This window comes from Verrucomicrobiota bacterium, assembly GCA_016200005.1.
Taxonomy (GTDB): Bacteria; Verrucomicrobiota; Verrucomicrobiia; order Limisphaerales; family PALSA-1396; genus PALSA-1396.
The window spans coordinates 1-13537 of sequence record JACQFP010000062.1; the positions used below are offsets into that span (position 1 = coordinate 1).

Below are 13537 nucleotides of genomic sequence, written 5' to 3' on the forward strand. Positions count from 1 at the left end.
CCCCGATGGAGACATTTACTACCTCCGCCACGCTCCAGACCCAGAAGCCAAACCCATCGTTCTGCTCCATTGCCCAGTGTTCTGAATCCATTCCAACTTTGATCGCACACTCTTTTCCAACTTTGTTTGCTACACGACACAGAGTGAATTATCACTTGCGCTGAATTCGGGAAGAGCGGATAAATAGCACTCCTCGGACAGACAAATCAGGAGCAACCAAGTGAAAGAACTCATCCGGATCAAAATAATTGCGGCCTTTGGGTTGGCGCTGGCGGTGTTGGTTTTTACCGGTGGTGTGACGTACCGGGCGACCATCCAGTTCGTTGCGGAAAGCCGGCAGGTGTCCCATGCACACGAAGTAAAGGGACAGCTTGAGGAGTTGATGTCCAGTATCAAGGAGGTGGAATCCGCCACGCGCGGCTATTTGCTGACGGACTCGGAGTCATTCCTTGATCCGTATCGGCGCGCCATGGCCGCCGTGGTGCCGCAGATTCAGCGGTTGCGTGCCCTGACCAACAATGATCACGACCCAGATCAACGTCGTCGCTTTGAGGTCCTTGGAGGCGCGATCATGGCAAAACTTACCCAGGCCAGACAATCCATAGAGGTTCGTCGGACACAGGGTCTCGACGCCGCGCGACGTCTGGCTGAAACGGCAGCCGGCAACCAGCAAATGGAAAAGATCCGCCAGTTGGTTGAGGAGATGAAAAAAGCTGAAGATCAATTGCTGCTTCGTCGCTCCCGGATTTCCGAAACCGGTGCCCAACACCTCAAGCAAAATGTCGCCGTGGTGGTCTCGGTGGCCGTTCTGCTGCTTGCCTTGGCGGCTTTCTACATCGATCGCGACCTGGCGAGGCGCAAACAGGCGGAGACCGCGTTGCAACGTCAAAAGGATTTGTATGAAGCCCTGCTGAAGGCGCAGAGCAATCTCGGGGAAGGGGTGGGGTTGATCGAGGTCCAGACCCAGCGCCTGCTCCATGTCAACGATGCGCTTTGCAATATCTACGGTTTTACCCAGGCGGAACTGGCCGCGCTGCCCTCTTATTTCGATTTGGTCGCGCCGGAGGAAAGGGCCTTGCTGCGCGAACGGTTGAGTCAGCGGTTGAGCGGCCAGGGTGTGCCCAATCGGTACGAAACCATCGCCCTCCACAAAAACGGCGCCCGCATCCCGGTGGAAGTGGTGGTTAAAATGATTGAAGGTGAGGGCGACGCGCGCCTCATGGTCCTCACCCGCGACATTACCGAGCGCAAGCAAGCCGAGGCGGAGTTGCAAAAGGCGCATGTCGAATTGGAACTCCGGGTGCAGGCGCGAACCGCCGAACTGGCCCGCGCCAACGCGCTGTTGCAGCAGGAAATCGCCGAGCGCAAGGAGGCCGCCAAATCCCTCCGCCAAAGCGAGGAGCGCAAAGGCGCGATCTTGCAAGCGGCGCTTGATTGCATCATCACCATCGATCAGGCAGGAAAAATTGTGGAATGGAATCCCGCAGCAGAGCGAACCTTCGGCCACCCGCGCTCCGATGTCTTGGGCAAAGAAATGGCCGGGTTGATCATCCCCGAACCCATGCGCGAGCTGCACCGGCGGGGGTTGGCGCGGTATCTGACAACCAACGTGGGACCCGTTTTGGGCAAGCGGATCGAATTGACCGCACTCCGCGCCGATGGGAGTGAATTCCCCGTGGAACTGACCATCTCGCGCATCGGCTCGGAGCCGCCGCCCAAGTTCACAGCGTTTTTGCGCGACATCTCTGACCGCAAACAGGCCGAAGAGGCGTTGCAACGCGCGCATGACGAGTTGGAAACGCGCGTGGCGGAGCGCACCGTCTCCCTGCAACGGGAGGTCATCGTGCGGCGACGGGCGGAAGCGGCATTGGAAACGGCGGCCGCCAAACTGGAACGGAGCAATCGTGAGTTGCAGGATTTCGCCTCCGTGGCCTCGCACGATTTGCAGGAGCCGTTGCGCAAAATCATTTCCTATGGCGACCTGCTGAAGGAGCAAACCGCCGCGACCCTGACCGAAACGGACCGCGACTACCTCGCGCGTATGCAAAATGCGGCGAAGCGCATGCAGTTATTGATCAATGACCTCCTCACGTTCTCCCGCGTCACGACGCTGGCGCAATCGTTCGTGCCAGTGGATCTCGAAACCGTGGCGCGCGAAGTGGTGTCGGATTTGGAAATGCGCCTGCAGGAAACCGGCGGTCGCGTCGAGTTGGAAAAGCTGCCGACCATCGACGCGGACCCGATGCAGATGCGGCAGTTGTTGCAAAATCTCATTGGCAACGCGCTGAAGTTCCATCGCGACGGCGAATCGCCGACGGTCAGAGTCCGCTCTGAACTCGTACCGGGGACCCAGCCGCCGTTCGCCGATCCCCGCCCGGTCATTGATCGCTGCCAGATTCTGGTGGAGGACAACGGAATTGGCTTTGACGAGAAATATCTGGATCGTATCTTTACGGTGTTCCAGCGGCTGCACGGGCGGGGCACCTACGAAGGCACTGGCATGGGGTTGGCCATCTGCCGCAAAATCACCGAGCGCCACGGTGGCGAAATCACCGCCAAAAGCGTGCCGGGACAAGGCGCAACTTTTGTTGTGACACTGCCGGTCAAACAAGCTAGGGTCAAGACATCCAATGAATAAACGCGCTCAACCACTGACCATCCTCATGGCGGATGATGACGAAGACGACCGGATTTTGACCCGCATTGTTTTGCAGAAGAGCCGCGTCGTTCACCGGTTTCTCACGGTTGAAGATGGCGAGGAACTGATGGACTACCTGTATCGGCGCGGCAAGTTTAGCGACCCGGCCAGTTCCCCGCGGCCCGATTTGGTCCTGCTCGATCTGAACATGCCGCGGAAAAATGGTTGGGAAGCCTTGTGCGAGATCAAACTGGATCCGCGCTTCCGCGACATACCCATCGTGGTGTTGACCGTCTCGAAAGACTTTGAGGACATTTACCGCAGCAATAATCTGGGCGCGGACTCCTACCTTACCAAACCGATTACGATGCAGTCGCTTGAAAGTTTGATGAATGAGCTTCGACCACTTGTGGCCACCTGAGGGCAGAATCGCCCAGCGGCGCGCCCGACGGCCATTTCAGAAGAGGTCGCAAAAAAAAGAGGATTAAACTGGAATTTCGTGCAAGAATTGGTTATGAATGTATTGGCTGTCCGTTGAACAGGAACTCGATTAATGAAGAATTGTTTTGCTTTATACATTTCGAAACCGCGTGAACAGTCTTTCAGCCCCCCAGGCACAAACCTACCATGCTCAGGCGCCAGAAATCTATCGCTATTCTGATGGCGGATGACGATCCGGATGACCGTCTGCTGACCCTGCATGCTTTTCAGAGAAGCCGGTTGCGGGGTGAATTGCGCTTCGTCGAAGATGGCGAAGACTTGATGGATTATCTGAAACGGCGGGGCAAATATCTCAGCCCGGCAACTTCGCCGCGCCCCGATCTGATCCTGTTGGATTTGAACATGCCGCGCAAGCAGGGCCATGAGGCGCTGCACGAAATCAAGGCGGACCCGCGGTTGCGGCAGATCCCCGTGGTCGTCCTGACCACTTCGCGGGCGCAGGAGGACATTTTTCGCACCTATGATTTGGGCGCCAACTCGTTTATTTCCAAACCGGCGACGTTTGAAGGGATGCTGGGCATGGTCAGGAACCTGGCCGACTATTGGTTCAAACTCGTGGAGCTTTTGCCCGAACGGAGCGGATTATGAGTTCAACCATCGATCCACGCATCTTCAAAGTCCTCTTGGTCGAGGATGACGAGGATGATTATCTGCTCACGCGCGGTTTGCTCTCCCGCGCCATTTACGGTTCGTTCGATTTGGAATGGGCCGCCACGTTTGAAGATGGATTGAAAAAAATGGCCGAACACCGGCACGATGTTTATCTGATCGATTACCGTTTGGGCGCGCACAACGGGATCGAACTCATGAAGCTGGCAGGGTCAAATGGTTGCCGCGCGCCGCTGATCCTCGTCGCCGGACAGGGCGACCACCAATTGTACATCGAAGCCATGGAATCCGGCGCCGCGGATTATATGGTCAAAGGCGAAATCAACGCGCCTCTGCTGGAACGTTCCATCCGTTACGCCATCGCCCGCAAACAGGCGGCCGAAGAGCAGGAGCGCTTGATTGCCGAACTCAAGGAGGCGCTGGCGCAAATCAAGACCATCAGCGGTTTAATCCCCATCTGCGCCGGTTGCAAAAAAATTCGCGATGACGAAGGTTTCTGGCAACAATTGGAAAGCTACATCAGCCGGCATTCCGACGCAGTCTTTTCGCACGGTTTATGTCCTGAATGTGTCAAGCGGCTCTACCCTGATTTTGTGGAAACCGGCACCAACGCCCCACCGCCCGGCTCCGCCAACGACGTCGATGGGCCGTTGGAATCTGCCAAAGCCAGCAAGCAGAAGAAAGCGTGAGCCGTCGCGGCATTTCGCTTTTTTCGGTGGCACCCCGGTTGGACTGAAGGAAATCTGTTTCGCCGCGCCACGCCCGTCTCACACCGAAGCTTGCCCGGGGCGATTGGAATCAAGCTTGGCAGCCACGGGCTTTTTTTCTACCGTGCCGGCGTGATTGTCTTCCTTCGATTTGTCGGAGTGGTGAACGCCGGGGTCTGGCTGGGCGCCGCTCTCTTTCTCACCTTGGGAGCGGGTCCGGCATTTTTCTCGCCGGAGATGAAATCGTTGCTTGGGCCGCGCGCGTTTCCGGTCTATTCGGGTGCCGTGGCACAAATCGTCATCGAGCGCTATTTCGTTCTGCAATACTGGTGCGCCATCATCGCGCTGGCGCATCTGATCGCGGAGGGGTTGTACACAGGAAAAGCGCTGGAAAAATTCACCCTCACCCTCTTGCTGGGGCTTTTTTCCTTGAGTCTGATCGGAGGCTACTGGCTGCAACCGAAATTGAAACGACTTCATGCCACAAAATATCAGGCCGCCACACCGGAATTGCGCGACCAGGCCGCCCGCTCGTTTCGCGGCTGGCACGGCCTGGCCCGGGTGGCAGACGTGGTCATGATGGGCGGCTTGTTGGTCTATCTTTGGCGGAGCCTTAATCGTCCTGATGCCCCGCGCTTTGTCAGCACGGAAAAGTTCCGTAGTTGACAAACCGGAAAGATTGTCAACATTTTGGGATAGAGTTTTCGGTGGCGGTTGCCGGGCATTAACGGGAAAGGATAAACATGTTTTCAAACGACCGGTCATCGCCTCGCGGTTATCATTCTCACGGGGAGTTGTCTCCCAAACCCCCGATGAACGAGGAAACCTTGAAGGCGGCGAAAATCCAGATCGAACGCAAAACCTTTATCTTGTCGCTCAAGGAGAATCTGCGTGGTCGTTTCCTGCGCATCACGGAAGACGTCGGCGGCCGGCGCGACACGATCATCGTTCCCGCGCCTGGTCTTGATGAGTTCAAAAAGTTGCTGGATGAAATGGTCAAGGCGGCGGCGGAGACTCCCCCCAAAACCGGCTGATTTTCCCTGGGCGCGTTCGCGCCGCGGCGGCCCGCTTCTGCGGCTGCAGTTCAGGTTTTGGTTTGAACTTTCTTCCTCGGCTTCACTCGCGGAGCGTCGCCCCACAAACTTTCCAGATCGTAATGTTCCCGCACGTCCGTCCGCATGATGTGGACGATGACATCAAAATAATCCAGCACCTGCCACGCGGCGTGCAGCGTGCCATCCACCGCGCGCGGTCGCAAATGATGCTCTTCCCGCAGCTTGTCGGTCACTTCATTCACAATGGCACGCAGATGCGGTTCGCTGGTGCCGGAGGCGATGACAAAAAAATCCGTGATCGATGAAATCTTACGCACGTCTAGGATGACAATGTTCTCCGCCTTCTTGTTGTCGGCCAGTTCCCGACACAACAACGCCAGTTTTCGTGAATCCATTGCGTGTGAAATTGCCCCAGTCTTGCTCAAAGATAAAGTCGATTATTGTGAATGGCCTCCGCCACTGTGGGCGGCACCAGCCAATCAATCGGCAAACGGCCTTTCACCCTCGCCCGGATTTGTGAAGAAGAAACACCTAGCGGGAAACCAATTAGCGTCCGTCCGCGAAACGGCGCCGGCAGCGGCGCCGATTTCTCCCCCGGACGGGGAATCACGACAAACTCGACGAGCTTTGCCAGTTCACCGGCTTCACGCCACTTCGGCAATTGCGCGATGTGATCGGCGCCAATCAGATAAAAAAGTTTCGCCTGCGGAAATCGCCGGGTGTAGTCGCGCACCGTGTCGATGCTGTAGGAGACGCCGCCGCGGGTGATTTCCTGGTCGTCGATTTCACAAAACATTTGTCCAGCCAATGCAAGTCGCAGAAGACGCAATCGAAGTGGTGCCGGCGTTGGTTCGATCGCCGGCTTGAACGGCGATTGCGCCGCCGGAATGAAGTACAGTCGCGTCAACTCCAGTTCCTCCCGTGCCGCCTGCGCCACCAGCAGATGGCCGAGATGAACCGGATCAAATGAACCGCCGAATAAACCGAGTTTCATTTAACGTAGCCGCGTTCCAGAGATCGCGGGAAATTCTTTGCCGCAAAGTTAACAACACCGCCGCACGCCCTGGAAGCGTTGCTCCGTCGTTTCAACGTAAATCTTTTGCACTGACTTTTCTGCGTGCGTGTCGCACTCGCAAACTTGTTTCTGCGCCCGCGCCAGTTGCGCCTCGCCGGACAGTTCCTTCGCCAGCGCCAACGCCAGCGCCGCCGTGCCCGCCACGCCGCTGAATCCACGCCCGCCTTCCGCCACCGCGTAATCCGGCAACCAGACCGGCTCGCTCTCGCGCAACACGGCCGTCCGGCGTCGCGCCAGCAGCAACATCCACTCCCAGACACTCAGGAGCACAATGGCCGACACCAACAGGAGAAACACACCTGCAACAACCGCATCGATGATCTGGTTCGCATAAAGTCGGATGTTCGTCTTCATTGCCTTGCTTGCCTGCTCGTATTGGGAACCAGGATGCGCCACGACCACTGCTGCATGAGAGTCGGCAATCTTTTTGTCGAAAACGGCGGCTTGCGCAAGAAATCCAATGCGCGGATCAGAGTGCCAGATTTTTTGAACGCCGGCCGTAAACGTCACCGAGAGCAACCACACGAGCGGTACTAAGGCAATGAGCGCATACCTCATCCGCCATAAAACCCATCGAACTAATAACAACCAGATCATTCCCCAAAGGAAGCCCAATGCCCCGTAGTAGAAGTAGGCTGCGAGGAGCACAATTAAGTTCATCGAAGTCACGTAAAGTTGACGGGCGCCCTTCTTTAGTGCATTGGCGTAATCTCCGTGAGCCAACTGCATCTTTAAGATAATTGTCACCGCCAGACACAGCGCGATGGCCGCCAGCAACTGGTTGGCAATGCCGAACAACGGCCAGAGCGAGTTGATGCCGCCGTACGGATCGCGCACCCCTTGAATCAAGAAATAACCCCACCCCGCGACCATCAACACACTGGCGAGAACGTTGGCCTTCAGATTGCGCGTCTCACCGAGCGGTTTCCAAACGTGACCCAGAAAATCCTGGAGCAGATAACGCCCCACGCGCGTGCCGGCATCGAGCGTGGTGAGGATGAACAGCGCCTCGAACATGATCGCGAAGTGATACCAGAGGTCGAGCCAGCGGCCTTTCGTAGCATTTGAAAAAATATGCGCCATGCCCACGGCGAGCGTCGCCGCGCCACCGGTCCGGCCGAACAAAGTTTTTTCACCGATTTGATCAGCCAGCTTGTCCATCTGTTCGGTCGTCACGGGGAAACCAAGCGCGGTGATGCTCGCCACGGTGGTGGCAGGTTCGCCTTTCACATTCATGCTGAGATACACGCCCGGCTCCAGTGTGCACGCTGCAATCAACGCCATGATGGCCACCAGCGATTCCAGACACATCGCCCCGTAACCGATCGGGCGCGCGTAACCTTCACGCGTGATGAGCTTGGGCGTCGTACCGCTGGAAATGAGCGTGTGAAAACCGGAGATCGCGCCGCACGCGATGGTGATGAAGCAAAAGGGGAACAGTTTTCCCGCAACCACCGGTCCGGAGCCGTCCACGAACTGGGTTAGCGCCGGCATTTGCAGTTCGGGCAGGACGAGAAAAATGCCGAGCGCCAGCGCAAAAATGGTCCCCAATTTCATGAACGTGCTCAGATAATCCCGCGGCGCGAGCAACAGCCACACCGGCAGCACGCTTGCTGCCAGACCGTAAATGATGATCGACCACGCGAGATTGATGTCCTTGAGCGTGAAGGTTTGCGCCCAACCCAACTTATCCGCATGAACAAATTTTCCGCCCCAGACCGCGAGCAGCAAGAGCACGACCCCGATGGCCGAAGCCTCCAGCACTTTGCCGACGCGCACGAAGCGCAGGTAGCCGCCCATGAACATTGCAATCGGAATCGTGGCGCCGACAGTGAACACGCCCCACGGACTTTCTGCCAACGCGCGCACGACGACCAACGCCAGCACGGCCAGCAGAATCACCATGATGGCGAGGATGGCGACCAGCGCGATGTAACCCGCCGGCGTGTTCAACTCTTCCTTGACCATCTGGCCGAGCGATTTGCCATTGCGCCGCATCGAGGCAAACAGGATGACGAAATCCTGCACGGCGCCGCCCAGCAATACGCCAATCAAAATCCAGAGCGTTCCCGGCAGATAACCAAATTGCGCGGCCAGCACGGGGCCAACCAGCGGCCCCGGTCCGGAAATCGCCGCGAAGTGATGGCCGAAGACAATCCATTTGTTCGTTTTGCAAAAATCCTTGCCGTCGTCGTGCACTTCGCAAGGTGTGGCGCGACGGTCGTTGAGCATCAGCACCCGTGTCGCAATCCACTTGGAGTAAAAACGATAGCCGATGGCGTAGGTGGCCAGCGCCGCGATCAGGATGTAAACCGAATTCAATTGCTCGCCGCGCCGCAGCGCCAGCGTCGCGTAAGCCCACGCGCCCAGCAGGGAAATCGTCAGCCAGAGAAGAAACGCAAGCGCTTTTCTCATCTGCTGATTCTCGTCTTTGCTTTGTTCCCGGTCATGAATTGCGCACAGCTTACGGGTTTGAGTGGTCGGGATTCAATCTCCAAGATGGATGGGCAGAGCCAATCAGGCCTTTTTCTGAAACACCAATCCTTCGCTGCCGTCGGCGCTGACCTTGATGCGGTCGCCTGGCTTGAATTCGCCATCGAGTAATTTCATCGCCAGTGGGTCGAGCAGTTTTTCCTGAATCGTGCGTTTCAAGGGTCGCGCGCCAAACTGCGGATCATAGCCCTCCTTGGCCAGCAGTTGTTTGGCGGACTTGGCCACATCGAGGGTGAGTTGCTGCTGCGAAAGGCGCTTCTCCAGCCGCTGCAATTGAATGTCCACGATCACCGCCAACTGTTCTTCGTTGAGACTGTGGAAGATGATGATGTCATCCACTCGATTCAAGAACTCCGGCCGAAAATGTTTCTTCATCTCGACCTGCACGCGCGCTTCCATCTCGCGCAGGTCGGTGGCGGAAGTTTTGCCGTGAAGAAAATATTCCTGAATGATCGGCGAGCCGATGTTGCTGGTCATGATGATGACCGTGTTCTTGAAATCGACCGTGCGCCCCTGGCCGTCGGTGAGCCGACCATCGTCGAGCACCTGGAGCAGCACGTTGAAGACGTCGTGATGCGCCTTTTCAATCTCGTCAAACAGCACCACACTGTATGGCCGGCGGCGAACGGCTTCGCTGAGTTGCCCGCCTTCCTCGAAGCCGACATATCCCGGCGGTGCGCCGATGAGCCGAGCCACGGAGTGTTTCTCCATGTATTCGCTCATGTCGATGCGCGTCATCGCGTTTTCGTCGTCGAACATGAACTCGGCCAAGGCACGGGCCAGTTCGGTTTTGCCGACGCCGGTTGGCCCCATGAAAATGAATGAGCCAATGGGGCGATTCGGATCTTGCAGCCCACTACGCGCGCGACGAACAGCGTTGGCCACGGCGGTGATGGCTTCCTTCTGACCAACAACGCGCTGTTGCAATCGCTCCTCCATGCGCACGAGCTTTTGCCGCTCTCCTTCCAGCATCCGCGTGACCGGAATGCCGGTCCACGACGCGACCACCTGCGCAATGTCCTCTTCCGTCACCTCCTCGTTCAACAACCGCTGACCTGCCGGTTTTTCGTGCAACGCCTTCTCGGCGGCGGCGATCTTCTTTTGCAATTCCGGGATCGTGCCGTGTTTGATTTGCGCGGCGCGATTCAAGTCACCGATGCGCTCAGCTTTCTCCAAATCGAGGCGCGCCTGCTCCAATTGCCCGTTGATGATGCTGACGGCATTGATGGCGGCCTTTTCATTTTGCCACTGCGCTTTGAGCTTGGTGGATTGCTCCTTGAGATTCGCCAGTTCCTTTTCCAGTTTTTTGAGCCGGTCACGCGAGGCTTCGTCCTTTTCCTTCTTCAGCGCCGTCTGCTCGATTTCCAACTGCATGATTTGTCGCTCCAACTGGTCGATCTCCGTCGGCAATGAATCAAGCTCCATCCTCAATCGCGACGCGGCTTCGTCCATCAAGTCCACCGCCTTGTCCGGCAAGAAGCGGTCCGCGATGTAGCGATGCGACAGCGTGGCGGCGGCCACGAGCGCGGCATCCTGAATGCGGATGCCGTGATGGACTTCGTAGCGCTCCTTCAACCCGCGCAGAATGGCGATGGTGGCTTCGACGCTCGGCTCGGCGACATAGACCGGTTGAAACCGCCGCTCCAATGCTGGGTCCTTCTCGATGTGCTTGCGATATTCGTCCAGCGTGGTGGCCCCAATGCAGCGGAGTTCTCCACGAGCCAGTTGCGGCTTGAGCATGTTTGCGGCGTCGGCGGCGCCCTCCGCCTTGCCCGCGCCGACCAGCGTGTGCAATTCGTCGATGAACAAAATGATGCGACCTTCGCTGGAAGTTATTTCCTTGAGAAACGCCTTGAGCCGGTCTTCAAATTCTCCGCGGTACTTCGCGCCGGCAATCATCGCGCCCAAATCCATCGCGACAAGCTTTTTGTCCTTCAAAGATTCCGGCACGTCGCCGCTGACGATGCGCCGCGCCAATCCCTCGGCGATGGCCGTCTTGCCGACGCCGGGATCGCCAATGAGCACGGGATTGTTTTTCGTGCGGCGCGTGAGCACTTGCATCACGCGACGAATTTCATCATCCCGTCCGATCACCGGATCAATCTTGCCCGCGCGCGCGGCAGCGGTGAGGTCGCGCCCGTATTTTTCGAGGGCTTGAAATTTGTCTTCGGGATTCTGGTCGGTGACGCGTTGATTGCCCCGCAGGTCGGCGAGAGCTTTAAGCACTGCATCGCGCGTAAGACCGTTCGCCTTGAACAATTTTGCCAAGGCCGGTCCGCCTTCATTCAGCAAACCGAGCAGCAAATGCTCAGTGCTGATGTAATCGTCCTTAAGCTTGGCGGCTTCGGCCGCGGCGGAATCGAGGACCCTTTTCAACGCTGCGCTAAGAAAGAGATCGGCGGAACTCGTCCCTTGAACTTTGACACGGCGACCCAGTTCACGTTCCAGATCGGCGGTGATTTTAGGAATGGCGACGCCCAGTTTTTGCAGCAGCGACGGAATCAAACTGTCGCTTTGTTGAACGAGCGCCAGGAGGAGATGCTCGTCGTCGAGCTCCTGATGGGAACGTTCATGGGCCAGATCTTGGGCCGCTTGCAAGGCTTCCTGCGCCTTCGTTGTGAACTTGTCCATTTTCATATGCCACCGGGATCGTAGCAAAAGCTTCAAACGCAAGTAACAATTTAATTGGCCTGTGCTTGGATGTTGGACGGGCCTTCGAAATTTCTTGTCGCCACGTTTCCGCACAGCATAATCCTCGTCTGAGAAGCAGGCGGCCAATGTAGCTCAGTGGTAGAGCAACGGTTTCGTAAACCGTAGGTCGTCGGTTCGACCCCGACCATTGGCTCCAGCTCCAGATGCATGTGCATCAAGGAATTAGAAAGAGAGACGGGGCCAACCTCCAGTAAAAGCTCCAGTAGTTTTACTATCAGGTCACAATCCTCGCAGAATCCTGCGAGCATCCGGCCAGTATCTCCTAACGCAGCTTCCCCGACCGTCGGTATCCTCAGAAACCATGAGGATAATTATGAAACTGCGTTACCGTTTGTTCCAACGAAACAACGGAATATTCTTCATCGAGGACCGGGTCACCAGGAAGCAGGAAAGCCTTCGAACGAAGCTCAAAGAGGCCGCGCGACGGATTTTCAACGCCCGCAACGAGGCGCATCAACAACCGGCGATCAATCTTCAAATTGCGCGAGCATACTTGATGGTGAGCGACCCCCACGCTGCAACGAGAACCTGGCAGCACGTCATGACTGAAATGGCGAAAACAAAGAAAGGCGCTACGCGAGCCCGCTGGGAGCGGGCCATGAGAGAAAAGCCCTTCGATTTTATCCGTGATACAAAACTTATCGAAACACAGTCGGAACATTTTTTGCGGATTCTCTCCATTGGCACGATCAGCACGAACGTCTTTCTACGACGCCTTCACAACTTTGCCTTCGGCATGGATTGGATTGTGAAGGCGATCATTCCGAAGACGCAGTGGCCGAAGATCGATATTAGAGAGAAGCGAGGCGTCACTTTGCAGGAGCATCGGAGAATCCTCGCCGGCGAACGCAATGCAGAGTGGCGGGCCTATTACAACGTGCTTTGGCACGTGGGCGGCTCCCAGTCCGACATTGCGAATCTTTGCGCGGAAGATGTGAATTGGGATGACAACGTAATCAGCTAACGCTCGCCGATTTGCTCCAACTCGGATTCAACTGATGACCCAAGATAGGAAGGAAATGGAAAGGTTTCAAACACGTCTGATGGCGTGTAGCGAAGGTCGCTCTTCATTGTGGACGCATACTGCTCATGGCACCGGCGACCCAACGAGTGGAGGAGGGTTTCATGGCGTCGAGTCGGTGAATTGCTCGAAGCGGTGCTCCCAGATTTTCATGAGCGGCTGCCAGTCATTCTGGTCACCGGCGTGCAGGGCAGCAAAGTAGGTTTTCGCCCCGCCAGCATCGGTGGGAACAAGGTCCACGGGCGGCAATTCCAAGCGGCGCAGCAGTTCGCGGAGGAAAAGCCGGGTGACCCGGCCGTTGAAATCGTTGAACGGATGAATGGAAAGCAGGCGGCCCTCGGCGAAGGCGAGCGTTTCCAACAGCAGTTCATCCATGTGACCGGAAGTGTTTTGCAAGCGGACAAGGAGGTCTTCACCGTAGTCGCGCATCAATGGGGCGACTTTGTAAGGCGGTGGCGGATGATGTTCGCCCACGCGCACCTCGGCATCACGCCAGCGTCCCGCCCAGTTGGGAACGAGGTCGCCGCAGATTTTAAAATGAAACTGAAGGATGAGTTCGCCCGCGAGCGGGTGCTTCGAGAAATCGCCGGAGGCAAGGGCACGTTCCACGGCCAGCACGCGCTCGGCAAGGAGCGGTGCGAGTTGGGAATAGCTCAGGAGACCCCGAGTGGTTTCAATGAAACGGGTAGCGCCGCCTGGTGGTGTAGTTTCTCCAGCCATGACAGG

At 57.1% G+C, this 13537-nt stretch carries 11 protein-coding genes, 1 tRNA gene and 1 pseudogene; 8 read left to right on the top strand and 5 right to left on the bottom strand.

What is annotated here, in order from left to right; translation table 11 throughout:
* Window positions 1–220: 220 nt before the first annotated feature.
* The 6 genes from HY298_20630 (at window position 221) to HY298_20655 (ending at window position 5489) form a co-directional block, all read left to right on the top strand.
* Window positions 221–2638, top strand: coding sequence for a PAS domain S-box protein (locus tag HY298_20630; GenBank protein ID MBI3852670.1), 2418 nt, complete (start codon window positions 221–223; stop codon window positions 2636–2638).
* Window positions 2631–3059 carry a response regulator gene (locus tag HY298_20635; GenBank protein MBI3852671.1) on the top strand — a complete coding sequence of 143 codons (429 nt, stop codon included), beginning with the start codon at window positions 2631–2633 and terminating at the stop codon, window positions 3057–3059. The genes HY298_20630 and HY298_20635 overlap by 8 nt, the downstream gene beginning before the upstream one ends.
* A 206-nt stretch (window positions 3060–3265) precedes the next feature.
* Window positions 3266–3727, top strand: coding sequence for a response regulator (locus HY298_20640; GenBank protein MBI3852672.1), 462 nt, complete (start codon window positions 3266–3268; stop codon window positions 3725–3727).
* On the top strand, window positions 3724–4437 hold the full coding sequence (locus HY298_20645) for a response regulator (protein ID MBI3852673.1): 714 nt from the start codon (window positions 3724–3726) through the stop codon (window positions 4435–4437). The genes HY298_20640 and HY298_20645 overlap by 4 nt, the downstream gene beginning before the upstream one ends.
* A 150-nt stretch (window positions 4438–4587) precedes the next feature.
* A complete protein-coding gene (locus HY298_20650; protein ID MBI3852674.1) occupies window positions 4588–5121 on the top strand; it encodes a DUF4149 domain-containing protein in 534 nt (177 codons plus the stop codon).
* 77 nt (window positions 5122–5198) lie between these two features.
* Complete coding sequence (locus tag HY298_20655; protein MBI3852675.1) at window positions 5199–5489, top strand: RNA-binding protein; 291 nt, start codon at window positions 5199–5201, stop codon at window positions 5487–5489.
* 50 nt (window positions 5490–5539) lie between these two features.
* On the opposite strand, the gene rsfS is transcribed toward HY298_20655, so the two are convergent.
* The 4 genes and pseudogenes from rsfS to clpB form a co-directional block, all read right to left on the bottom strand.
* Window positions 5540–5905 (bottom strand): ribosome silencing factor, encoded by a 366-nt coding sequence (rsfS, locus tag HY298_20660; protein ID MBI3852676.1) that lies wholly within the window; start codon window positions 5903–5905, stop codon window positions 5540–5542.
* 26 nt (window positions 5906–5931) lie between these two features.
* Window positions 5932–6504, bottom strand: a complete 573-nt coding sequence (nadD, locus tag HY298_20665) for a nicotinate (nicotinamide) nucleotide adenylyltransferase (protein MBI3852677.1) — start codon at window positions 6502–6504, stop codon at window positions 5932–5934.
* Window positions 6505–7305: 801 nt separating this feature from the next.
* Window positions 7306–9000, bottom strand: a pseudogene (locus HY298_20670) (carbon starvation protein A).
* Between the two features lie 102 nt (window positions 9001–9102).
* Window positions 9103–11715: an ATP-dependent chaperone ClpB gene (gene clpB / locus HY298_20675; GenBank protein ID MBI3852678.1), complete on the bottom strand. Its 2613-nt coding sequence runs from the start codon at window positions 11713–11715 to the stop codon at window positions 9103–9105.
* A 136-nt stretch (window positions 11716–11851) separates the two neighbouring features.
* Here clpB and HY298_20680 point away from each other — a divergent pair.
* Both HY298_20680 and HY298_20685 read left to right on the top strand, forming a co-directional pair.
* Window positions 11852–11926, top strand: a tRNA-Thr gene (locus HY298_20680).
* Between the two features lie 177 nt (window positions 11927–12103).
* Window positions 12104–12754, top strand: a complete 651-nt coding sequence (locus HY298_20685) for a hypothetical protein (GenBank protein MBI3852679.1) — start codon at window positions 12104–12106, stop codon at window positions 12752–12754.
* Window positions 12755–12913: 159 nt separating this feature from the next.
* On the opposite strand, the gene HY298_20690 is transcribed toward HY298_20685, so the two are convergent.
* Window positions 12914–13531 (bottom strand): Fic family protein, encoded by a 618-nt coding sequence (locus HY298_20690; GenBank protein MBI3852680.1) that lies wholly within the window; start codon window positions 13529–13531, stop codon window positions 12914–12916.
* Between the last annotated feature and the right edge of the window lie 6 nt (window positions 13532–13537).